This window comes from Parvibaculum sp., from assembly GCF_030651915.1.
GTDB lineage: Bacteria > Pseudomonadota > Alphaproteobacteria > Parvibaculales > Parvibaculaceae > Parvibaculum.
This window is the reverse complement of the sequence record NZ_JAUSBV010000008.1, coordinates 12309-34187: the sequence shown is the minus strand read 5'-3', so window position 1 is coordinate 34187 and position 21879 is coordinate 12309. Positions and strand designations below refer to the sequence as shown.

General features: G+C 64.2%; 18 protein-coding genes. 10 read left to right on the top strand and 8 right to left on the bottom strand.

The window, feature by feature from the left end:
* Positions 1 to 129 precede the first annotated feature (129 nt).
* The gene (locus tag Q7V31_RS11510; RefSeq protein WP_304734422.1) at positions 130 to 1548 is read right to left on the bottom strand and encodes an MFS transporter; all 1419 of its coding nucleotides are present in this window, start codon (positions 1546 to 1548) and stop codon (positions 130 to 132) included.
* 270 nt (positions 1549 to 1818) lie between these two features.
* Here Q7V31_RS11510 and Q7V31_RS11505 point away from each other — a divergent pair, with 270 nt between their 5' ends.
* Positions 1819 to 2730, top strand: a complete 912-nt coding sequence (locus Q7V31_RS11505; RefSeq protein ID WP_304734421.1) for a lytic transglycosylase domain-containing protein — start codon at positions 1819 to 1821, stop codon at positions 2728 to 2730.
* An 11-nt stretch (positions 2731 to 2741) separates the two neighbouring features.
* On the opposite strand, the gene Q7V31_RS11500 is transcribed toward Q7V31_RS11505, so the two are convergent.
* Positions 2742 to 3179 carry an Rrf2 family transcriptional regulator gene (locus tag Q7V31_RS11500; protein ID WP_304734420.1) on the bottom strand — a complete coding sequence of 146 codons (438 nt, stop codon included), beginning with the start codon at positions 3177 to 3179 and terminating at the stop codon, positions 2742 to 2744.
* Between the two features lie 121 nt (positions 3180 to 3300).
* On the opposite strand from Q7V31_RS11500, the gene Q7V31_RS11495 reads away from it, so the two are divergent.
* Positions 3301 to 3726, top strand: a complete 426-nt coding sequence (locus Q7V31_RS11495) for a group III truncated hemoglobin (protein WP_304734418.1) — start codon at positions 3301 to 3303, stop codon at positions 3724 to 3726.
* Positions 3727 to 3852: 126 nt separating this feature from the next.
* Here Q7V31_RS11495 and Q7V31_RS11490 read toward each other — a convergent pair whose 3' ends face one another.
* From Q7V31_RS11490 to Q7V31_RS11480, 3 genes are all read right to left on the bottom strand, one after another.
* Positions 3853 to 5865 carry an acyltransferase family protein gene (locus Q7V31_RS11490; RefSeq protein ID WP_304734416.1) on the bottom strand — a complete coding sequence of 671 codons (2013 nt, stop codon included), beginning with the start codon at positions 5863 to 5865 and terminating at the stop codon, positions 3853 to 3855.
* Between the two features lie 148 nt (positions 5866 to 6013).
* Positions 6014 to 6880 carry a glutathione-dependent disulfide-bond oxidoreductase gene (gene yghU / locus Q7V31_RS11485; protein WP_304734413.1) on the bottom strand — a complete coding sequence of 289 codons (867 nt, stop codon included), beginning with the start codon at positions 6878 to 6880 and terminating at the stop codon, positions 6014 to 6016.
* 67 nt (positions 6881 to 6947) lie between these two features.
* The gene (locus Q7V31_RS11480) at positions 6948 to 8147 is read right to left on the bottom strand and encodes a CaiB/BaiF CoA-transferase family protein (RefSeq protein ID WP_304734410.1); all 1200 of its coding nucleotides are present in this window, start codon (positions 8145 to 8147) and stop codon (positions 6948 to 6950) included.
* 214 nt (positions 8148 to 8361) lie between these two features.
* On the opposite strand from Q7V31_RS11480, the gene Q7V31_RS11475 reads away from it, so the two are divergent.
* Positions 8362 to 9504 (top strand): DUF2336 domain-containing protein, encoded by a 1143-nt coding sequence (locus tag Q7V31_RS11475; RefSeq protein ID WP_304734407.1) that lies wholly within the window; start codon positions 8362 to 8364, stop codon positions 9502 to 9504.
* Positions 9505 to 9684: 180 nt separating this feature from the next.
* Positions 9685 to 10887 (top strand): 3-oxoadipyl-CoA thiolase, encoded by a 1203-nt coding sequence (pcaF, locus tag Q7V31_RS11470; RefSeq protein ID WP_304735125.1) that lies wholly within the window; start codon positions 9685 to 9687, stop codon positions 10885 to 10887.
* 19 nt (positions 10888 to 10906) lie between these two features.
* On the opposite strand, the gene Q7V31_RS11465 is transcribed toward pcaF, so the two are convergent.
* Complete coding sequence (locus Q7V31_RS11465; protein ID WP_304734405.1) at positions 10907 to 12199, bottom strand: EAL domain-containing protein; 1293 nt, start codon at positions 12197 to 12199, stop codon at positions 10907 to 10909.
* 148 nt (positions 12200 to 12347) lie between these two features.
* On the opposite strand from Q7V31_RS11465, the gene Q7V31_RS11460 reads away from it, so the two are divergent.
* A complete protein-coding gene (locus Q7V31_RS11460; RefSeq protein WP_304734403.1) occupies positions 12348 to 13166 on the top strand; it encodes an NUDIX hydrolase in 819 nt (272 codons plus the stop codon).
* 128 nt (positions 13167 to 13294) lie between these two features.
* On the opposite strand, the gene Q7V31_RS11455 is transcribed toward Q7V31_RS11460, so the two are convergent.
* Positions 13295 to 14062, bottom strand: coding sequence for an NAD kinase (locus Q7V31_RS11455; RefSeq protein WP_304734401.1), 768 nt, complete (start codon positions 14060 to 14062; stop codon positions 13295 to 13297).
* A 56-nt stretch (positions 14063 to 14118) separates the two neighbouring features.
* Here Q7V31_RS11455 and cutA point away from each other — a divergent pair, with 56 nt between their 5' ends.
* Positions 14119 to 14457 carry a divalent-cation tolerance protein CutA gene (gene cutA, locus Q7V31_RS11450; protein WP_304734400.1) on the top strand — a complete coding sequence of 113 codons (339 nt, stop codon included), beginning with the start codon at positions 14119 to 14121 and terminating at the stop codon, positions 14455 to 14457.
* Positions 14458 to 14460: 3 nt separating this feature from the next.
* Here the strand turns inward: cutA and moaA are convergent, their stop codons facing one another.
* A complete protein-coding gene (gene moaA, locus Q7V31_RS11445; RefSeq protein WP_304734398.1) occupies positions 14461 to 15486 on the bottom strand; it encodes a GTP 3',8-cyclase MoaA in 1026 nt (341 codons plus the stop codon).
* Between the two features lie 111 nt (positions 15487 to 15597).
* On the opposite strand from moaA, the gene glpK reads away from it, so the two are divergent.
* The 4 genes from glpK to Q7V31_RS11425 all read left to right on the top strand — a co-directional run bounded on the left by glpK (position 15598) and on the right by Q7V31_RS11425 (position 21876).
* A complete protein-coding gene (gene glpK / locus Q7V31_RS11440; RefSeq protein WP_304734395.1) occupies positions 15598 to 17100 on the top strand; it encodes a glycerol kinase GlpK in 1503 nt (500 codons plus the stop codon).
* Between the two features lie 63 nt (positions 17101 to 17163).
* A complete protein-coding gene (locus tag Q7V31_RS11435; RefSeq protein WP_304734393.1) occupies positions 17164 to 18573 on the top strand; it encodes an FAD-binding oxidoreductase in 1410 nt (469 codons plus the stop codon).
* Positions 18574 to 18660: 87 nt separating this feature from the next.
* A complete protein-coding gene (locus Q7V31_RS11430) occupies positions 18661 to 19437 on the top strand; it encodes a class II aldolase/adducin family protein (RefSeq protein WP_304734391.1) in 777 nt (258 codons plus the stop codon).
* A gap of 99 nt (positions 19438 to 19536) precedes the next feature.
* Positions 19537 to 21876, top strand: coding sequence for a xanthine dehydrogenase family protein molybdopterin-binding subunit (locus Q7V31_RS11425; RefSeq protein ID WP_304734389.1), 2340 nt, complete (start codon positions 19537 to 19539; stop codon positions 21874 to 21876).
* Positions 21877 to 21879: the final 3 nt, after the last annotated feature.

Sequence of the window (21879 nt, the reverse complement as noted above, 5' to 3'; positions counted from 1 at the left end):
TGGTATTACAAGCCATTGATATCACTATATATTGTCTTTTTCACCTATATATAGAACACAGCGGCAGACATCACCCCATATATTGATGTTTCACGTTGAACAATTAATACAATATATTGATTTTGTTAATCATTTCTCATTTTCGGCGCTCCAGCGCTTCAGATAATCAAGACTGCCGATATAGGGCCTCAAACCCAGCAGACCTGCGGTAATCGCCAGTGTCAGCACGATGGCCGGTACGACGGCCAGCGAATAGCGCAGCATCATTTCGTCGCCATAGACATAGTCGGTCACCAGCGCGATCGAGGTCGGCCCCATGCCGAGGCCGATGATGGTGACGACGAAAATCAGCACGGCCGAGGCGAAGCCGCGCATCTGGTTCGGCATCAATTCCTGCAGGGCCGAAGGGCCAGCGCCGGTGGTGAAGGTGGCGAAAAAGGTTGAGGGGCAGAGCAGCAGCAGGGCCATCCATGGGTCGTCGAGCAGCGGATAGGCGACTGTGAAGGGGAAGGCGGCGAGGCCAGTGAAGGCGCAGACCATCATGCGGCCGTTGCGGATGCCCTTGCCGGTCAGGAAATCGCCCATCCAGCCGCCGGCAATGACGCCGCTGGTGCCGAAGATCACGATCACCAGGCCGTACCAGAAGCCGGCTTCCGGATAGGACCAGCCATGGGTGCGGACGAAGAGGGTCGGAATCCATGCGGCGACGCCATAGGCCATCATGGCCGAGAGTGCGTAGCAGAGGTTAAGCGGCACCATGGTGCGCCAGTTTTTCCCCATGTATCCAAAGACTTCGGATACAGGCACCTCGACGCGGCGGCTGACGCCATCGGCTCCGACCTCCTGCCGGATGTGGCCGCGGCGCCCGGGCTCGCGCAGGGTCCAGACCCAGAGCGCCACGAGGATGCCGGGCAGGCCAACGACGAAGAAGGTGATCTGCCAGGCATAGACCTCGCCAACCAGCGGGATGGTGGCGCTGCCGCCTTCCGAAACGAGAGCGATGACAGCGGCGCCGATGATGAGGGCGAGACCCGCGCCGATATAAACGCCCATGCCATAGACACCGAGCGCAAAACCCAAGCGTTTCGGCGGAAAATAGTCGGCGATGATCGAATAGGCGGCCGGCGAGAGCGCCGCCTCGCCGACGCCGACGCCGGTGCGGAAGATGAAGAGCGTCAGGAAAGAGCGGGCAGTACCGCAAAGCGCCGTCATCACACTCCAGATAAAAACGCCGAGGGCGATGATGTTGACGCGGTGATAGCGATCGACCAGACGGCCGATGGGGAGGCCAGCGACACAATAAAAGGCAGCAAAAGCAAAGCCTTGCAGCAGGCTCATCTGAGTGTCGGAGATGCCGAGATCGCGTTTGATCGGGCCGACCAGCAGGCTCAGGATCTGGCGGTCGATGAAGGAGAAGGTATAGGCAAGGACCAGCACCGCGACGACATACCAAGCGTAAATGGCTCTGGGATAAGGCTTTTCGACCAAATCCCTTTTCGGGTGATGAAGCTCTTCCTCGACTTCCGCCGCGACGTCGACCTCTGCCATTCGGCAATCCCTCCCACTGGAACTTCCCCGTGCGCCTTTGGCGCTTTTGAACAAGCTTAACGCTATTGCCGCGATCTGCGCGCGTGAAAAAAGCCGGAGTTCTGCCAAAACCGGCATGGCACGGTGCTTGCGACCTCTTTTGCGAACGCAGAGAGGAATGGCCTTATGAGCCTTGTCGAAACCATTGGCGGACCGCAGACGATCCATGCCGCGCTTGCCCAGGCGAGCGAGCGGACGGGCGCCGATTTCGACTATCTTCTGAAGACGGCGATGCGCGAGTCGAGCCTCGATTGCCAAGCGAAATCAACGACTTCATCGGCGTCGGGCCTGTTTCAATTCACCGAACAAAGCTGGCTCGGCACGCTCAAGAAGTATGGCGCGGAGCTTGGTTTGGGACGCTATGCGGAGGCGATCCACTGCAATTCCAAGGGCCGCTATGTCGTGGAAAATACTGCCGAAAGGCAGGAAATTCTTGCCCTGCGCTTCGATGCCAGCGCTTCGGCGCTGATGGCAGGCGCCTATACGCAGGAAAGCGCCGGTTTGCTTGAAAATCGCCTGGGGCGGCCGACCAATGAAGGCGAGCTTTACATTGCGCATTTCCTCGGCGCCGGCGGAGCGGGGAAGCTGATCTCGGCCGCCGAAGATACGCCAAGTGCCTGTGCTGACACGCTTTTTCCTGCTGCGGCCGCGGCCAACCAATCGATCTTTTATGACCGCTCGGGACGGGCGCGGACGGCTGCCGAGGTCTATCAAAACCTTGTCAGCAAACACGAAAATGCCGACGCCTCACAGCAGCACGCGGCAGCCAAAACACCCCCTCTGTCACAAAACAGTCATAAAACTGTCACAAATGGCCGCGACGGGCATTTCGAGGGTCCGGCGAAGCCTGCGCAGAGGGGCTATGCGACACGCGGTGCGACCATGTTGTCCCCGGGTTTATCCCCGACCTACACCCCGGCGATGTCGTCGGGCGCCGATAGCGGCCCAGCGACTCGCTATGGCGCAGCTCTGAAGCTGACGCCGGGTATTGTCGAAGTGCTGGCCTCACTCGATCCGATCCCGCAAGGCAGCGCAACGCTGCGCCAGAGCGAGCGCAGCGACGAGCGGCGCGAGGAAGCTCGTGCCGAAGAGCGGCGCGAGCGGGCACGGCTGCTGCCACGTTCGGGATTCAGCTTCGGCTGAACGCGATTTTCCTAAGCGGACAGTTCCAGAAGACGGCGCAGCGGCTTTGGTCGTTCGACCAGGTCGGCCAGTGTCGCCTTGTCCAGGACCGCCATCCACGCGTCGAGCGCCTCATGCAGCAAATGCTTCAGGCGGCATGACGGGCCGATGCGGCAACGATCCGTCTGCGGATCGAAACATTCGACCAGATTGAGATCCTCTTCCATCGCACGCACGACCGCGCCGATGCCGATGGCGTGCGCCGGGCGGGCGAGACGCAAGCCGCCGCCACGGCCGCGCTGCGCGTCGACGAAGCCGGCATGGCGAAGCCCGTCGGCGATCTTGACCAGATGATTGCGGGAAATGCCGTATGTCTCGGCCACTTCGCGAATGGTGGCGACCTCGCCGCGCTTCAGCGCCAGATAAGTCAGCAGGCGCAATGCATAGTCGGTGTGCAGGGTGAGGCGCATTGCGATCTCCGAGATCCCGCCGACGATTTGCCGCAGGTCAAGATGTATCCGCAGTATTGCTTTCGGGGCCGCGACTGTCCAGACTTAAGATGTATTTACTATGCATCTTATGGAGGTGGCGATGACGGTGGAGGATATCCGGTTGCGCAAGGGCGATGGCGACCGGCCGGCGACCGACGAAGCCGAAATCGATCGTCTCGTGCGGGCTTTCTATACGCGCATTCGCGCCGATGCGGTTCTCGGACCGATCTTCGACGGCGTTATCGGCGATAACTGGGAGCCGCATCTTCTGAAGATGATCGACTTCTGGTCATCGGTAATGCTGACGACCGGTCGCTACAAGGGGCAGCCGATGCGCGCCCATCTGAAGCTGAAGCAGGTGACGCCCGAACATTTCGAGCGCTGGCTGACGCTGTTCCGCGAGACGGCCGACGCGGTCTGCGCGCCCGAGGCAGCCGACCGTTTTGTCGAGAAAGCGGGACGCATCGCCGAAAGCCTGCAACTCGGCATGTTCTTCAAGCCGGTGTTGCATGATCCGTCACGCTAGAGTCTTTCAGTGTTTCGTGGAAACACTGAAAGACTCCAAGTTGTTGTTTGGTCGCGCTTCTTTTCGGAAAACCGGATTCCACTTTTCCGAGAAGCGCTCCAAGGCGTGTGTCCGGCCGGATCGTTTTTACTCCGTACCGTTTGTCGCGATGCCGACTGCCGCCACCGCCCTGTCGAGTTCGCGGCCGAGCGCGGGGGCAAGTGTGCGCGCATAGGTGGCGGTGAAGTGATGGTAGTCGCGCCAGACGGTGACGTTGCCGACAACCATCGGACAGATGCCATCGGCGCAGAAACCATGCGTCATGTCGATCACCGGTACATCGGGATCGTTGCTGAAGGCCGATGACATCGGATCTGGCAGAGGGAAGGCATCGGCTTGCCGTGCGCGGCATCCGGAATCGCGTGCCAGGCATTCGGGCGGGTCGAACGGAAAGCGCGGCGTGTCGCGCATCGCGGCGACCGCGATGCCCTTTTCGCGCAGCGCCGACGCTGTCTTGCGCAATGCCGCGACGAGTAGCGGGAAACGGGCTTCCCGCGTGCCGGCGCCCGCGATCATGTTGTCGGCCGACATGACGAGCACTACCAGGTCGGGTTTTTCGCGCGCCACCTCTTCCAGCAGATTTTCGCCCCAGAGCGGGCAGGACGGATCCTTGGCCAGCTTGCCGAGCACCATCGGGCAGGCCGATTTCGTGTGCGCAGTCATGCGCCAGCGGCGCGCTTCTGCAAGGGTCTCGAGTGCCGGCAACCAGCTTGCGGCATGGGAGTCGCCGATCAGCATGACGTGAAAGGCGCCATCCGCAACGCCGTAGCGGCAGGCGCGCGGTTCCGCCTCGTCGAGATCGAGATGACAGCCATTGCCATAGGCCGCTGCCAGATCGTCGAGCACGAAGGCGAGCGGCGGCGCTGCCAATACACCATCGGGGACGGATGCCGCATCGGTGAGGGCGGCCGCGCCGGGATAGTTCGCTGCCGTCAGTTCGCCGGGGCGCTGGCCGGCGACGACCGCAAAGACAATGCCGGCCGCGGCGAGACAGAGAAGGATCGAGGCAAGGCCGCCGGCAAGGCTGCGGCCGATGCGCGGCGCGCCTGCCTTGTCGCGAAAGCTATCCTCGATGAAGTGTTTCGAAAGCGCGGCAAGCAGGATCGAGACCGCAACAAGGACAAGACCGTCCCAGAGGCCGGGGACGTTCGCGGTCCAATTGCGGTAGAAGACGATCAGCGGCCAGTGCCAGAGATAGATCGAATAGGAAAGGTCGCCGATCCAGACGGCCGGACGGCTTTCGATCAGACGGTGCGGGGCAAAGCGCGCCGCCGCGCCACTGCCGATGACGACGAGCGCGGTGCCGAGCGTCGGCAGCAGGGCTGCGTAACCGGGAAAGGCGGTGGCGGCGGAGTAGAACATGGCGGCGACGGCGATGGCCGCGAGGCCGATCGTTACAGCGGCGATCTTCGCGCTCTCGCCGGCAATGGCGGCGCGGGTTCCCGCCACGGCGAGCAGACCGCCCAGCGCCAGTTCCCAGAAGCGGGTGTGCGAAATGAAGTATGCGGCCTGTGGCGCGTGGATGGTTTCGTAAACCGACAAGGCAAGCGAGATTACGAAGACGCTGCCGAGTGCCGCGCCGAGCGCCGGCCGCAAGGGCCAGCCCCGGCGCCGACAGAGCGCGCCCGTGCCGATCATCAGCAGGGGCCAGACGAAATAGAATTGTTCCTCGATCGACAGCGACCAGAAATGTTGCAGCGGCCCCGGCGCATTTTCGGCACCGAGATAATCGACCGACTGGGCGGCCAGCCACCAGTTTTCGAAATAGAGCGCGCTGGCGACGATCTCCGAGGCGACGCCCCGCCATTGCGACGGCGGCAAGGTGAGGGTGAGGCCGGCGATCGCGACCAGCACCAAAGTCGAGGCCGGCAGCAGGCGGCGGACACGGCGCGCATAGAAGCGGGCGATGCCGATGGTGTTTTCGCGTTCCAACTCGCGCAACAGCAGGCCGGTGATCAGAAAGCCCGAGATGACGAAAAAGACGTCGACGCCGACATAGCCGCCGGGCATGGCCTCCGGCCAGATATGAAAGATCAGAACCGGCAGAACCGCGACGGCGCGCAGTCCCTGAATGTCCGGACGGAAAGTCGTGGAACTCATTTGAAGGTTGTTTCCGCCTGACATGCCGAGGGCCCGGCAGCGCCTTAGCCGCACCCGATTTTCCGGGCGCGGCTTTCTGTCACGAGATTGAGCCGAAAAAGCGGCGGCCGGACGCATCCGCCCCGGCGCGCGCTCCAAGCTCTCCTGATTACTCGCCCGCCTTGCCGACCTTGTCGAAATCGCTGGCGTCGTGGCGTTCGGGGAGCTGGCTGGCCGGATCGCCCCAGCCGCGATTGACCATGCGCCCGCGCTTCACCGCCGGACGTTCGGCGATCTGATCGGTCCAGCGGTTGACGTGTTTGTATTCGTGGACGCTGAGGAATTCGCCGGCTTCGTAGAGCAGGCCTTTCGCCAGCGCGCCGTACCAGGGCCAGATCGCCATGTCGGCGATGGTGTAGTCGGGCCCCGCGATATATTCGCTTTCGGCGAGACGGCGATCGAGGACGTCGAGCTGGCGCTTCACCTCCATGGCGAAACGGTTGATCGCATATTCGTTCTTCATCGGCGCATAGGCATAGAAGTGGCCGAAGCCGCCGCCGAGATAGGGCGCGGAGCCCATCTGCCACATCAGCCATGAATAAACTTCGGCGCGCTTCGAGAGGTCCTTCGGCACGAAGGCGCCGCCGAATTTTTCCGAGAGGTAGAGCAGCATGGCGCCGCTTTCGAAAATGCGCGTCGGCGGATTGGCGCTGCGATCCATCAGCGCCGGAATCTTCGAGTTCGGGTTGACGGCGACGAAGCCCGAGCCGAACTGGTTGCCTTCGGAGATGTTGATCAGCCAGGCGTCGTATTCGGCGCCCTTGTGGCCGGCGGCCAGCAGTTCCTCCAGCATCACCGTGACCTTGACGCCGTTGGGCGTCGCCAGCGAATAGAGCTGGAAGGGGTGCTTGCCGACCGGCAGCTCCTTGTCATGCGTCGGACCGGCGATGGGGCGGTTGATGGCGGCGAAGCGGCCGCCGTCGCCCTCCTTGTTCCAGGTCCAGACTTTCGGCGGCGTGTAGCTGGTGTCGGTCATCGACGGGCTCCCTAGATTTCAGAATTTTGTGTTCCGGTTCGCGGCGCGGCGCCCGGCGCGAACCGATTTATCCGATCGCTCCTGCCTTGCGGAGGTTTTCGATTTCGGCTTCGCGAAAGCCGACGGCCTTCAGCGTTTCGATGGTGTGTTCGCCGAGCATCGGCGCCGCGGGACGCGGGCCTTCCGGTTCGGCGCCGGGGAAGCGGATCGGCGAGGCCGGCGAGAGATAGGTGCCATTGCCGCCTTCCTCGATCACCTCGACATAGGCACCGGCGGCATGAGCCTGCGGGTCGGCATAGACATCGGCGGGCCGCATCAGCGGCGCCCAGATCATGTCTTCGGCGTCGAGCCTGGCGCGCCAGTATTCCGTGTCGTGCTCGGCGAAAGCGGCGTCGAGGATGTCGACAAGTTCGGCGGCGTTGGCGCGGCGGGTTTTCGGATTGTCGAAACGCGGATCGGTTTCGAGTTCGGGTTTGCCGATGACGCGGCAGATGGCCTTCCAGTCGACCGTGCCCTGACGCGGGACGATGACGATCCAGCCGTCCCTGGTGTGAAAGAAATTGTTCAAAGGCGCGATGGTTTCGTGGCGCGGCTTGGTGGAGCCGAGCTTGCCATAGCGCAGCTGGACGGCGGTATCCGATCCAGCCGCATAGATGCCAGCGCGCAAGAGCGAGGCTTCGACGAGGCGGCCCTTGCCGGTCTTTTGCCGCTCGACAATGGCGGCGAGGATGCCGCCGACCGTCGCCATGCTGGTGGTGTGGTCGCCGATGCCGGTGCGGAGCGTGGTCGGCTCGGCACCCTTGACCGTCTGCAGCCAGCCGATGCCGGAACGGGCATAGAAGGCCGCGATGTCGAAGCCGGGCCGGTCGCGGTCGGGGCCTTCGAGGCCGTAGCCGGTGACGCTGGCATAGACGAGGCGCGGGTTGATGGCAGCCAGCGACTTGTAGTCGAGGCCGGCGCGCTCAAGGCCGCCGGGGCGGACATTGGTGATGAAGATGTCGGCGTCCTTGACGAGACGCTTTACAGCCTCGACGCCTTCGGGCGTCGCGGTGTTGATGGCGAGGCCCTTCTTGCCGCGGTTGTCGAGATCGAAGATCGGCGAGCCCTTCAGATGGTCGGCGCCCATGTTGGCCATGGTGTAGCGCATGGGGCAGCCCGCGAGCGGCTCGATCTTGATCACCTCGGCGCCCCAGTCGGCCAGAATCCCGCCCGCGCCGGGTGCGGCGATGTAGGTGGCCATTTCGATGACCTTGAGGCCCTCCAGCATGTCTTCGATCCCCGTTTTCCTGAATTTTCTGATTGGAGCGGATCATCCATGAAACGGCGATGGAGTCAAAATACGGCCCAAATACGCCCCATCCGCGTTGTCCACAGGCATTAACGTAAACCGTTCATTAAACGGTTCCGCCTAGGCTTGTGGATGGATTTGGGCGTCCCGGAGCGGGATCGACCGACCGTCGATGTGGAGCCCGGGGGGCCGGATGAGCGAGAAGAAGCTGTCGATCGCCGATGTGGAACGGCTGCTGGCGGATCCGTCCGATGACGCGCGCGCCGAAGTCGCCGCCAAGGTCGCGACCCAGTTCAAGGACATCGAGCTTGCGCCACGCGAGCGCGAGCTCGCGCACGAAATTCTCGGCTATCTGGTTCACGACGTCGCCGTCAATGTGCGCGAGGCGCTGTCGCGCTGCCTCAACGACGTTCCCGACGCGCCGCGCAATATCGTGCTGCAGCTGGCGCGCGATATCGATGCCGTCGCCATTCCGGTTCTCGAATCTTCGCCCGTGCTGACCGATGAGGACCTGGTGGGTCTCGTCTATTACGGCAGTCCGGCCAAGCAATGCGCCATTGCCGGGCGGCCGCAGGTTGCGGCACCGGTTTCCGAAGCGCTGGCGCTGAAGGGCGACCGCGATGCCGTGTTGCGCCTGATCGCCAATAGCGGCGCCGTGATCAACGAGGAAGCGGCGACGATGCTGGTCGAGCGCTATGCCGACGATGCCGATGTGGCCGCACCGCTGGTGCAGCGCAACGAACTGCCGGCCACGCTGGTCGAGCGGCTGATCGCGATGGTTTCCGAGCAGATGCGCGAGTATCTGATCGAGCATCACGAGATGGACGGACGGGTTGCCGCGACGCTGGAAGAACAGGCGCGCGAGCGCACGACGACCGACGCCATCGTGCGCATGAACGACGATGAATTGCGGGCGCTGGTGACGCAACTGATCGAGAACAAGCGTCTGACCGCGACGCTGATCCTGAGGACGGCCTGCGCCGGCAACATGCGCTTTGTCGAGGCGGCCTTTGCGGAACTGACCAGCGTTCCGCAGGACCGCATCTGGCGGCTCATTCACGATGTCGGCGCGCTGGGTTTTCGCGCCGTCTATGCGCGGGCCGGGATGCCGGAAGCGCTTTATCCCGCCTTCCGCACCGTGCTCGATACGTTTCATGCCGTGCGCAGCAGCGACGGGTCGCTCGATCTGCCGCTCTTCCGGCATCATGTGCTTGAGGGCTTGCGCGAGGTCTACGAGCAGGTCGAGGCCGCCGATCTCGATATGATGATCGACAAGCTCGGCCGACTGGTTGCGCCGGTGCCCGCGCCGACTATCCGCGACCAGAATGTTGCCTGAGGGCGGCGCGGCGTTTTCCTTCGCGACAAAATGCTTTAGCGACGTTCATTGTTTCACGATGAACGTCTCTAAGTCTTTGTTTTGTCGCGTTTCCGGTCGGTGAACCGGCTTCCACTTCACCTGGAAACGCTCTAGGTTGCCTGCCTCGATTTCAGCGGAGGCCGGGCGATGAGCCATCAAATCAAAGACGCTTTCATTTGCGACGCCGTCAGGACGCCGATCGGGCGCTATGGCGGGGCGCTGTCGGGCGTGCGCGCCGACGATTTGGGCGCGGTGCCGCTGATGGCACTGATGGCGCGCAATCCGGACGTCAATTGGGAACGGGTCGACGATGTGATTTTCGGTTGTGCCAACCAGGCCGGCGAGGACAACCGCAATGTGGCGCGGATGTCGGCGCTGCTGGCGGGCCTGCCCGATGCGGTTTCCGGGACGACGATCAACCGGCTGTGCGGATCCGGCATGGATGCCGTTGGCACGGCGGCGCGGGCCATCAAATCCGGCGAGACGTCGCTCGCCATTGCCGGCGGCGTCGAAAGCATGTCGCGCGCGCCCTTCGTGATGGGCAAGGCGACGGCTGCCTTTTCGCGCGATGCGCAGATTTACGACACGACCATCGGCTGGCGTTTCGTCAATCCGCTGATGAAGAGGCAATATGGCGTCGACTCGATGCCGGAGACGGCCGAGAACGTGGCGGAAGATTTTCAAATTTCCCGCGCGGACCAGGACGCCTTTGCCTGGCGCAGCCAGCAGAAGGCCGGCAAGGCGATGGCGTCGGGACGCATTGCTGCGGAGATCGTGCCGGTGACGATTGCGGGCCGCAAGGGCGAGACGGTGGTGTCGGAAGACGAACATCCGCGCCCCGAGACGACGCTTGAAGCGCTCGGCAAGCTGCCGGCGCCGTTCCGCGAGGGCGGCTCGGTGACGGCCGGCAATGCATCCGGCGTCAATGACGGCGCCTGCGCGTTGATCATCGCCTCGGCGGAGGCAGCGGAGGCGAACGGGCTCAAGCCCAGGGCGCGGATCGTCGCCATGGCGACGGCCGGCGTGCCGCCGCGGATCATGGGGATCGGGCCGGCGCCGGCGAGCCGCAAGGTGCTGGAAAAGGCCGGGCTGAATATCGGCGATATCGACGTGATCGAACTCAACGAGGCGTTTGCGTCGCAAGGACTTGCCGTGATGCGCGATCTCGGACTTGCCGACGATGCCGAGCATGTCAATCCGAATGGCGGCGCCATCGCGCTCGGCCATCCGCTCGGCATGAGCGGGGCGCGGCTGGTGACGACGGCGATGTTCGAGCTTGAGATGCGCGGCGGACGCTACGCGCTGTGCACCATGTGCATCGGCGTCGGGCAGGGCATTGCGATGATCATCGAGCGGGTTTGATCTTTCGATCGGTTTCGCGTCAGAAGCCCAGCGCCAGTTGCACGAGGCTCGGGCGGGTGACGAGGCCCGAGGGCGCCCGCAGGCGGCGAACGGCGCGCATGCGGGGCGCCGGCGGCATCGGCGTTTCTTTCCGGGCGGGTGCCGGCGCGGCCGTTGCGGGTTCTGTCTTGCGCCTGTGCGGGCGACGGCGCGGCGGGCGGATCAGCGCCAGCAGCCCGCGGTCGGGGGACAGGCAAACGCGGTCAATGCGCCAGGCGACAGCGCGGACCTCCTCGCCCGGTACGTGAAAATCGACATCTTCCCAGGAGAGGCAGAGGCCCGTGTCCGCGATCGGCGATGCCGGTCGCGGTGCCGGTGTTTCGGCCAGCACATTTTCCGCGACGATTGTCTCTTCGGCGGTTTTTTCCTCGATGGCGTCGGTGAGGAGGAGAACATCGTTCTCGTCGCCGTCAACGGGTTCGGCATGGGCTTCGACGGGGGTTGCGTCCGGCGCAATTTCGACATCAACCTCAACTTCGACCGGCGCCGCGCGCTTCGGCGCCGTCCAGCCGATCAGTTCGGTGAGCGCGACGGGGCGGCAGATATGTGTGCCCTGCGCGGCCGTGAAGCCGAGCGCGGGCAGGGCCGCGAGTGTCGTTTCGTCCTCGACGCCGACAGCTGTCGCTTCGAGCCCGCGCGATGCGGCCAGGGCAACGCGACGGCCGACAAAGCCGAGACCCGCATGGCGCAGACGGCCGGCGAACTGGATGATCGCCGCGCCGCCGATCTTGATTTCGTCGAAACAGTCGCGGCTCACGACATCGTCGGGGACGATGACGGCACCGCCGCCGTCGAGCGCGGTGCGGAAGCCGAGGCGGCGCAGTTCGCGAATGATGCCGGCCGCCGCCTCGCCATGGCGGGCGAAGGCGCCTTCCGGGACCTCGAGGGTCAGCAGCGACGGATCGAGACCGCGCTCGCCGAGGATGCCGTCGAGATCGCCGGGAAGCTGCTTGTCGGCAAGATCGGCGGCACCGAGATTGATCGAGAGCGGCCACTGGCAGCCGACCGCTGCCCAGTCGACCAGTGCGTCGGCGGCGGCAGCCGCGACGTAACGGGTCAGTTCGCCCGAACGTTCGCGGCGCTCGAAAAAGGACAGGAAGAGGCCCGGCGGCAGCAGGCCATAGTCCGGATGGTTCCAGCGGATATAGGCCTCGGCGCCCAGCGCCTCGCCGGTTTCGAGCGCGATCTTCGGCTGGCAGACCAGAAAAAGATGGCGGGCCTCGAAAGCGAGGTCGATGTCGCGGTTGGTCAGGCGAAAGGAACTGCTGTACATCTTGCTTCCGGACGGGGCGCGGGTCTGCGTTTCATCCAGCCTCGCAGGGTGCCTCTTTCCGAGAGCTTAACCGGCGCGGATGAGCGGCCAACAAGGTCGCCAAACGATAAAAACAATGCTTCAAATTGGAGCAAAAGGGAGTGCGACAATGACCAAACCGGCGACAAGCGGGCTGATTCCGGCCGCAACGATCCTGCTGGTGCGCGACGGCGCGGCGGGGATCGAGGTTTTCATGGTGGTGCGTCATCACCAGATCGATTTTGCCTCCGGCGCGCTGGTCTTTCCGGGCGGCAAGGTCGATCCGCTTGACCGCGCGGAAGGGGTGCGCGGGCGCGTCGACGGCGCCGACGGGCTTGACGACTGGGAATTCTCGATGCGGGTCGCGGCGATCCGCGAGGCGTTCGAGGAATCGGCCGTATTGCTGGCGCGCGAGGAGCGCACGGGCAAGGTTGTGGATGCGGCGCGGCTGAAGGCGCTCGATCCCTATCGCGATCCGCTGAACAAGGGCGAGATCGGGATTGCCGATTTCCTCGCCAAGGAGGGCTTGCGGCTTGCCGGCGACATGCTGACGCCGTTCGCACACTGGATCACGCCCAACATGATGCCGAAGCGCTTCGACACGCGCTTCTATGTCGCGGCGGCGCCGGAAGATCATCTGGCGGTGCATGACGGATACGAGTCGGTCGATTCGGTGTGGATCCGGCCCGAGATCGCGCTGCAGGAGGCGGATGCCGGTACGCGCACGATCATCTTCCCGACACGGATGAATGTGGCGAAGCTCGGTTACAGTCCGACCGTCGCGCATGCGATCGAGGCGGCGCGCGCGACGCCCGTCGTTACCGTCGAGCCGGTGGTGACCAAGAACGAGGCGGGCAAGCCCGTGTTGCGCATTCCGGCCGAGGCCGGCTATCCGGTGACCGAGGAGCCGCTGGAAGCGGTGGCGAACGTGTCGCGGCCGAAGGCTTAGGCGCGGCGGCTGCGCGTGTGTTGCCGGTTATGCGCTGAGGTTCCACGCTTACCCCTCCCCAAAATTTGCTTTGCAAATTTTGACCCTCCCCCAAGGGGAGGGTGGGAAGAAAAGCAACCGCCAAGAGTTCAGTACAAGAACTGTTCGGTCAGGATGCGTTCATCGAGCGAGTGATCGGCGTCGAAGAGCATCAGCAGGTCGATCGAGGCGTCTTCCTCGACCTCGACATCGCGGACATTGCGGAACTCGGTGTGGTCGGCGACGGCGCTGACGGGACGCTTTTCGTGTTCGAGAATTTCGAAGCGGACCTTCGCGCGATGCGAGAGCAGCGCGCCGCGCCAGCGCCGGGGACGGAAGGCGCTGATCGGCGTCAGGGCCAGCAATGCGGCGTCGATCGGGACGATAGGTCCCTGCGCGGAAAGATTGTAGGCGGTGGAGCCGGCCGGCGTTGCGACCAGCACGCCGTCGCACATCAATTCCTCCATGCGCGTCTTGCCGTCGATGGAGATGCGGATTTTCGCGGCCTGATAGGTTTCGCGCAACAACGAGACCTCGTTGATGGCGAGGGCCTCCCGGCGCTCACCGCCGACCAGCGTCGTTCTCATGCGCAGCGGATGGAGCGTCGCCAGCTCGGCGAGGTCGAGGCGCTCCAGAAGATCGTTGTCGCGATATTCGTTCATCAGGAAGCCGACCGAGCCACGGTTCATGCCATAGATCGGGATGCGCCGATCCATATGGTCGTGCAGCGTTTGCAGCATCAAGCCGTCGCCGCCGAGCGCGACGATGACATCGGCCTTGCCGGGCGCGGCATCGCCATAGCGGGCGGCCAGCGCTTTCCGCGCGGCCTGGGCCTCCGGCATGTCGGACGCCACGAAGGCGATCTTCTCGAATTTCATCTCTCGTCCCCCTGTCGGGCGGCATAATAGCGGCGGCGCAGCAAGGAGGTAAGCATATGAGCGAAGATACGCAAGGCGGAGAATTCGTCTTTGTCTACACGACCTTGCCATCGGTCGCGGTGGCCGAGGCGATGGGGCGGGCGCTTGTCGCGGCAAAGCTTGCGGCCTGCGTCAATATCTATCCGGGGTTGCGTTCGGTTTATGAATGGGGCGATGAGGTGGTGGTGGAGGACGAAGTGGCCGCCTTCATCAAGACGCGGGCGGCGCTGGCGGAGGCGGCGATGGCGGCGGCGCGCAAGCTGCATCCTTACGAGGTGCCGGCGCTGCTGACGCTGCCGATCCTTGCGGGGAACGCGGATTATCTCGACTGGGCAAGAAAGCAGACCCAGGGGTGAGGTTCAGCCGCCGGTCAGCGACATGTGGCGGGCGACGGCGGGGCGGTTGTGATCGCGGTCGATGATGAAGTCGTGGCCTTTCGGCTTGCGGGAGATCGCTTCGTCGATGGCGGCGCTGAGGCGGTCGTCGCTGGCGCCGGCGCGGACGGCGGCGCGGAGGTCGGCGGCGTCGTCCTGGCCGAGGCACATATACAATGTACCGGTGCAGGTGAGGCGGACGCGGTTGCAGCTTTCGCAGAAGTTGTGCGTCAGCGGCGTGATGAAGCCGAGGCGGCCGCCGGTTTCCTTGACGCGGACATAGCGCGCGGGGCCGCCGGTGCGGAAGTGCATTTCGTCGAGCGTCCAGCGTGTCGCCAGTGTGCGGCGCACGGCGGACAGCGGTAGATATTGATCGGTGCGGTCGCCGTCGATGTCGCCCATCGGCATGGTTTCGATCAAGGTGATGTCGTGGCCTTCGCCATGCGCCCATTCGATCAGCGCCGGGATTTCAGCTTCGTTGACGCCTTTCAGGGCGACCGTGTTGATCTTGATTTTGAGGCCGGCGCGTTTTGCCGCCGCGATGCCGTCGAGCACCTGGGGCAGGCGGCCCCAGCGGGTGATTTCGGCGAAGAGGTCGGGCTTCAGCGTATCGAGCGAGACGTTGATGCGGCGGATGCCGGCGGCGTGGAGATCGGCGGCGTGACGCGCGAGCTGGCTGCCATTGGTGGTCAGCGTCAATTCGTCGAGGGCGCCGATGTCGAGATGGCGGCCGAGGCTCTTGATCAGTGTCATCACATCGCGGCGGACCAGCGGCTCGCCGCCGGTGAGGCGGAGCTTGCGGACGCCCTTGTGGATGAAGGCCGAGCAGACGCGGTCGAGCTCTTCCAGCGTCAGCAATTCGGGCTTCGGCAGGAAGTTCATGTGCTCGGACATGCAGTAGACACAGCGGAAGTCGCAGCGGTCCGTCACCGAGACGCGCAGATAGGTGACCGCGCGGCCGAAGGGGTCGATCATTGGCGGTGCGGCTTTGAGGGGGCGGTCAAGGTCCATGACCGGAATATAGCATCGGGTCAGCGGAATTTCGCCCCCTCAGTGCAAGGGGTTTTGCCGGATCGCGGGGCGGGGTAGCCTCCCGTTCCGGAAGATCAAGGGGGAGCGGCGATGGCGGCCGAGGACGCGCGTTACATTCTGTCGATCGATCAGGGGACGACCAGCACAAGGGCGCTGCTCTTCGATGCGTCGGGCTCGCCGATGCGGGTCCGGCAGAAGGAGCTGCGGCAGATTTTCCCGCAGGACGGCTGGGTGGAGCATGACGCCGCCGAAATCTGGGCGGCGACGCTGGAGGTTTGCCGCGGCGTGCTGACCGGCGGCACGACGGCGGCCAATATCGCGGCGATCGGCATCACCAATCAGCGCGAGACGACGGTGCTGTGGGAGCGCGCCACGGGCAAGCCGCTGCACAATGCGATCGTCTGGCAGGACCGGCGCACGGCGGCGCTGTGCGCCAAGTTGAAGGCCGAGGGCAAGGAAGCGATCGTGCAGGCCAAGACCGGGCTGCTGCTCGATCCCTATTTTTCCGGCACCAAGCTTTCATGGCTGCTCGACCATGTGCCGGACGCGCGCAAGCGGGCGGCGGCGGGGGAGCTCTGCTTTGGCACCATCGATGCGTGGCTGATCTTCAACCTGACCGGCGGCAAGGTGCATGCGACCGATGCGACAAATGCGTCGCGGACGTTGTTGTTCAACATCGAGACGCAGGACTGGGACGACGAAATTCTCGGCTGGTTCGAGATTCCGAAAGCGCTGCTGCCGGAGGTCAAGGATTGCTGTGCCGATTTCGGCGTGACGGTGAAGGATCTGCTCGGCGCCGAAATTCCGGTGGCGGGTGTCGCCGGCGATCAGCAGGCAGCAACAGTGGGACAGGCCTGTTTCGAGCCGGGGCTGATGAAATCGACCTATGGCACGGGTTGTTTCGCGGTGGTCAACACCGGCGCGCGGCGGGTGACGAGCCGCAACCGGCTGCTCGGCACGGTCGCCTACCGGATCGGCGGCAAGACGACCTATGCGCTGGAGGGCTCGATCTTCATGGCCGGCGCGATCGTGCAATGGCTGCGCGACGAGATGAAGCTGGTCGACAGTTCGGCCGAGAGCGAGGCAATGGCGCGCGAGGCCAATCCGAACAGCCAGGCCGTGCTGGTGCCGGCGTTCACCGGGCTCGGCGCGCCATACTGGGAGCCCGATGCGCGGGCGGCACTGTTCGGCATGACGCGCGACACGGGCGCCAAGGAGATCGTCAGGGCGGCGCTTGAAAGCGTCTCGTTCCAGACGCGCGATCTGATGGATGCGATGGGCGCCGACATGACGGCGGCGGGGCTGGAAAGCCCGCAGGCATTGCGCGTCGATGGCGGCATGGTCGCCAACAACTGGTTCATGCAGAACCTGACCGACATTATCGGGCGGCCGGTGGAGCGGCCGGAAGTGACCGAGACGACGGCGCTGGGCGCGGCCTATCTGGCCGGCATGCAGGTGGGATTTTACGGCGATATGGCTGATGTGGCGCAACACTGGCGGCGCGAGCGCGGCTTCGAGCCGAAGATGGCCGAAAGCGAGCGGGCAGAGCGGTATCAGCGGTGGCAAGCCTGTGTGAAGCGGGTAATCGGGTGAGGCGCGCGGTGGCTGCTTTCGCGCTATAGTGGTCCGCAAGAACATGATCCCCGGGAGGATGACATGGCATCGGACGATCTCATTCAGAAGCTCAAGGCGGCGCTGGGCGATGCCGGCGTGCTGACGGGCAAGGATGCGGAGGAGAAGGCGCAAGGGGGCTGGAGCAAGCTCGGTGTGCCGGCCGCCGTGCTCAGGCCCACCTCGACCGAGGAGGTTTCCAAGGCGCTGAAGCTCTGCCATGCGGCGGGTGAGGGCGTGGTGCCGTGGGGCGGCAAGACCGGGCTCGTGGAAGGCGGCGAAGCACAGGGGCATATCGCGCTGTCGCTCGAACGCATGAACAAGATCGAGGAGATCGATGCCGTCGGCGGCACGATGAGCGTGCAGGCGGGTTGCGTGCTGCAGACAGTATGCGAAGCGGCGGAGGCCAAGGGGCTGCTGTTTCCGCTCGATCTCGGCGCACGCGGCTCGGCGACCATCGGCGGCAATATCTCGACGAACGCCGGCGGCAACCGCGTGATCCGCTACGGGATGACGCGCGACCTGGTGCTGGGGCTTGAAGTGGTGCTGGCGGACGGCACTGTGATGACGTCCATGAACAAGCTCATCAAGAACAATGCCGGCTACGACCTCAAACACATGTTCATCGGCTCGGAAGGGACGCTCGGCGTCGTGACGCGGGCGGTGCTCAGGCTGCGGCCGAAACCCGCGTCGCAGGATACGGGCTTTGTGGCAGTCGAAAGCTTCGCGCAACTGCCGGCGTTCCTGCGGCATATGGAGCGCGCGCTGGGCGGGGCGCTGTCGGCCTTCGAAGTGATGTGGGAGGATTTCTACAAGCTCGTGACCAGCGAGCCCGCCAAGGGGCGGCCGGTGATCGCGCATGGGCATCCCTATTATGTGCTGGTGGAGTCTCTCGGCGGCGACCAGGAGGCCGATAGCGCGCGCTTCGAGGCGGCGATGATGGCGGCGCTCGAAGACGGCATGATTTCCGACGCGGTGATCGCCAAGAGCCAGGCCGAGCGCGACGCGATGTGGGCCTTGCGCGACGATGTGGGGCAGGTGGTGCACACCTATCCGATGTTCACCTTCGATGTCAGTCTCAAGATCGCCGACATGGAGAGCTATATCGGCGAAGTGAAGAATGCGCTGGCCGCCAAATGGACCGGCAGTTCGCTGATGGTGTTCGGGCATCTGGGCGACGGCAATCTGCATGTCATTCCGGGCCGCTTTCCGGATGCAGGACCCGAGACGCGGCGCGGCGTCGAGGCGATCGTTTATGGCGAGTTGCGCGAGCGGCAGGGATCGGTCTCGGCCGAGCACGGGATCGGGCTTGAGAAGCGGCCTTATCTCGACTGGTCGCGCAGCCCGGAAGAAGTGGCGCTGATGCGGCTCTTGAAGCGCACCCTCGATCCGAAGAACATTCTCAATCCAGGCAAGGTGCTGGCGCCGGTTCCACAGGCGAAGGCGGCGGAATAGGGCGGCGTTTGCGGAGTGCCGCCGCGCATGGCAGACTGACCGGAACAAAGAATCCGGTTTTCAAACATGTGACGGAAGGCGGGCCCCATGTCGGTGGCAGAAGATTTCAGCGGCGCTTCGGTGCGCAAGCAGGTGTCGGCGGACGAGTGGCAGGTGCGCGTCGATCTCGCGGCGACCTACCGGCTGGTGGCGCATTACGGCTGGAGCGATCTCATCTACACGCATATTTCGGCGCGTGTGCCGGGGCCCGAGCATTATTTCCTGATCAACCCGTATGGCATGAGCTTCGATGAAATCACGGCGTCGAGCCTGGTGAAGGTCGATCTCGACGGCAATATCGTCATGCCGACCGATTATGCGGTCAATCCGGCCGGCTTCACCATTCACAGTGCTGTGCATATGTCGGTGCCTGACGCCAATGCGGTGATCCATACGCATTCGGACGACGGTGTCGCCGTGTCGGCGCAGGCGGACGGATTGCTGCCGCTGTCGCAGACCGCGATGGTGGTGCTGGAAGACCTCGCCTATCACGATTATGAAGGCATCGCGCTTGAACATGACGAGCGCGAGCGGCTGGTGCGCGACCTCGGCAACAAGCATTGCATGATTTTGCGCAACCACGGCTTGCTGGCGGCAGGCGCGAGCTGCCCGGACGCGTTCCTGCGGCTCTATTTCCTGGAGCGGGCCTGTACGATGCAGGTGCGCGCGCTTTCGGGCGGGGTGAAACTCACCATGCCGAATCAGGGTGTGCCGGAGAAAACCGCCGAGCAGGGCATGTTCCACAAGAAGCACGGCATCGGCAATCTCGCCTGGCCGGCGCTTCTGCGCACACTCGACCGGATCGATCCGTCTTATCGGCACTGATCGGGATCGCGAGCGCGCTTCAACGAATTTTCATTTGCGGTGCGGGTGGCGAGTCGCCATCTGCACTGCTAACGCAATCGGCATGAAAGAGGTCCGTTGATGGTCAAGTTCGGTGTGGGGCAACCGGCGCGGCGCGTCGAGGATTTGCGGCTGATCACCGGCGAAGGGCGCTACGCCGACGACATGTCGCTGCCGGAGCAGGCGCATGCCTATATGGTGCGCAGTCCACGAGCGCATGCGCGGATCACCGGGATCGATACATCGGATGCGAAGGCAGCGGCGGGCGTGATCGCGGTCTATACAGGCGAAGACGCGGAGAAGGCCGGGCTCGGCACGGTCTATTCGCCGGCCGCCGACATGCTGAAGAACAAGGACGGCACGCCGATCTTCAAGACTGTGCGCAATCTCATCACACGGGACCGGGTGCGTCATGTCGGCGATACGGTGGCGATGATCGTCGCCGAGACGGCGGCGCAGGCGCGCGACGCGGCGGAACTGCTGCTCATCGATTACGACGACCTGCCGGCGACGGCGGACACGGCCGGCGCGATCGCGCCGGACGCGCCGGTGATCTGGGAGGAGAACGGCAGCAACCTCGCCTATGACTGGTCGATCGGCAAGGCCGATCAGGTGGCTGAGGCGATGAAGGCGGCGCATCATGTGACGTGTGTCAAGCTCGTCAACAACCGGATCGTTGTCGCGGCGATGGAGCCGCGCGCGGCGCTGGGCGCCTATGATGCGGCGCGCGACCACTACACACTTTATACGGCGAGCCAGGGCGTGCACGGCATGCGCAACAATATCGCGCTGCATTCGCTGAAAATTCCGGTCGAGAAGCTGCGCGTGATCACCGAGGATGTCGGCGGCGGCTTCGGCATGAAGACTTTCGTCTATCCCGAATATCCGCTGGTGCTGTTTGCCTCGAAGATGCTGGGGCGGCCGGTCAAATGGGTCGGCGACCGTTCCGACAGTTTCATCACCGACAGCCAGGGGCGCGACCATGTGACGGAAGCGGCACTCGCACTCGACAAGGACGGGAAGATTCTCGCCGTCGAGGTGGACACCATCGCCAATCTCGGCGCCTATCAGAGCCAGTTCGGGCCGTTCATCCCGTCGCTCGCGCCGCGCGGCATGCATGTCGGCGTCTATGTGGTGCCGGCGATGTATAACCATGTGCGCGCCGTCTACACCAACACGGTGCCGGTGGACGCCTATCGCGGCGCCGGGCGGCCGGAAGCCTCCTATGTCATCGAGCGACTGATGGAGAAGGCGGCGAAGGAGATCGGGCTTTCGCCGGCCGAGTTGCGCAAGCGTAATTTCGTGCCGCAGAGCGCGATGCCGTTCAACGCGCCGCCATCGCTGCCCTTCGATTCCGGCAATTTCGAATTCAATCTCGACGATGCGATGAAGCGCGCCGACTATGCGGGCTTCGAAGCGCGGCGCGCGGCAGCGGCCAAGGATGGCAAGCTGCGCGGTATCGGCATCAGCTATTATGTCGAACGCACGGCGGCCGGCATGAGCGATTATGCGCGCATCGCCGTCGACGGGGCAGACGGAATGGTACATGTATGGACCGGCCAGCAGACCAACGGTCAGGGCCACGAGACCGTGTGGACGCAGCTCATTTCGTCGCGGCTCGGCGTCGATGCCGAAAAGATCAAGGTGCATCTCGGCGACTCGGACATTCTGCCGGGTGGTGCCGGTACGGGCGGGTCGAAGGCGCTTTATCTCGCCAATGGCGCGATGGCCGATGCCTCCGACAAGCTGATCGAGAAGGGGCGCGAGATCGCGGCCAACGAGCTCGAAGCGGCGAAGGCCGACATCGAGTATCGGGGCGCCGACGGTCAGCCGGTTTTCGCGGTAGCGGGCACCGACAAGACGATCGATCTCTTCGCGGTGGCGCGGATCGCGGCGACGCAAGCCAATCTCGGCGAGCTGGCCGGCGACGGCGAATACAAGCAGGACAAGAACACGTTCCCGAACGGCGCGCATATCTGCGAGGTCGAGATCGACAGCGAGACCGGGCAGTTCCGTATCGTCAAATTCACGGCGGTCGACGATTTCGGCCAGATCATCAATCCGTTGATCGTCGCGGGCCAGGTGCATGGCGGTATCGTGCAGGGGCTCGGGCAGGCGATGGGCGAACACGCGCTTTACGACGCGGCCGGGCAGCTCGTGACCGGCTCGTTCATGGATTACTGGATGCCGCGCGCCGACGACGTGCCGTCATTCGACGTCAGCTATAACGAGTTCCCGGCGCTCTCCAACGAACTCGGCGTCAAGGGCGCAGGCGAGGCCGGCACCGTCGGCGCGCCGGCCGCCTTCATCAATGCGGTGATTGACGCGCTGAAGCCTTACGGCATCGAGGAGATCGACATGCCGGTGACGCCGCTGAAGCTCTGGCAGATCATCGAGGGCGGGCGCAAGGCGGCGGAGTAGGCG

What these genes read in the sequence shown, in the direction of transcription:
- moaA (WP_304734398.1), bottom strand. Translation starts at nt 15,486, where the DNA reads ATGGACCTTGACCGCCCCCTCAAAGCCGCACCGCCAATGATCGACCCC.
- glpK (WP_304734395.1), top strand. Translation starts at nt 15,598, where the DNA reads ATGGCGGCCGAGGACGCGCGTTACATTCTGTCGATCGATCAGGGGACG.
- Q7V31_RS11500 (WP_304734420.1), bottom strand. Translation starts at nt 3,179, where the DNA reads ATGCGCCTCACCCTGCACACCGACTATGCATTGCGCCTGCTGACTTAT.
- Q7V31_RS11425 (WP_304734389.1), top strand. Translation starts at nt 19,537, where the DNA reads ATGGTCAAGTTCGGTGTGGGGCAACCGGCGCGGCGCGTCGAGGATTTG.
- Q7V31_RS11455 (WP_304734401.1), bottom strand. Translation starts at nt 14,062, where the DNA reads ATGAAATTCGAGAAGATCGCCTTCGTGGCGTCCGACATGCCGGAGGCC.
- Q7V31_RS11435 (WP_304734393.1), top strand. Translation starts at nt 17,164, where the DNA reads ATGGCATCGGACGATCTCATTCAGAAGCTCAAGGCGGCGCTGGGCGAT.
- Q7V31_RS11505 (WP_304734421.1), top strand. Translation starts at nt 1,819, where the DNA reads ATGCGCGAGTCGAGCCTCGATTGCCAAGCGAAATCAACGACTTCATCG.
- Q7V31_RS11475 (WP_304734407.1), top strand. Translation starts at nt 8,362, where the DNA reads ATGAGCGAGAAGAAGCTGTCGATCGCCGATGTGGAACGGCTGCTGGCG.
- Q7V31_RS11495 (WP_304734418.1), top strand. Translation starts at nt 3,301, where the DNA reads ATGACGGTGGAGGATATCCGGTTGCGCAAGGGCGATGGCGACCGGCCG.
- Q7V31_RS11490 (WP_304734416.1), bottom strand. Translation starts at nt 5,865, where the DNA reads ATGAGTTCCACGACTTTCCGTCCGGACATTCAGGGACTGCGCGCCGTC.
- cutA (WP_304734400.1), top strand. Translation starts at nt 14,119, where the DNA reads ATGAGCGAAGATACGCAAGGCGGAGAATTCGTCTTTGTCTACACGACC.
- yghU (WP_304734413.1), bottom strand. Translation starts at nt 6,880, where the DNA reads ATGACCGACACCAGCTACACGCCGCCGAAAGTCTGGACCTGGAACAAG.
- Q7V31_RS11480 (WP_304734410.1), bottom strand. Translation starts at nt 8,147, where the DNA reads ATGCTGGAGGGCCTCAAGGTCATCGAAATGGCCACCTACATCGCCGCA.
- Q7V31_RS11510 (WP_304734422.1), bottom strand. Translation starts at nt 1,548, where the DNA reads ATGGCAGAGGTCGACGTCGCGGCGGAAGTCGAGGAAGAGCTTCATCAC.
- Q7V31_RS11465 (WP_304734405.1), bottom strand. Translation starts at nt 12,199, where the DNA reads ATGTACAGCAGTTCCTTTCGCCTGACCAACCGCGACATCGACCTCGCT.
- Q7V31_RS11460 (WP_304734403.1), top strand. Translation starts at nt 12,348, where the DNA reads ATGACCAAACCGGCGACAAGCGGGCTGATTCCGGCCGCAACGATCCTG.
- Q7V31_RS11430 (WP_304734391.1), top strand. Translation starts at nt 18,661, where the DNA reads ATGTCGGTGGCAGAAGATTTCAGCGGCGCTTCGGTGCGCAAGCAGGTG.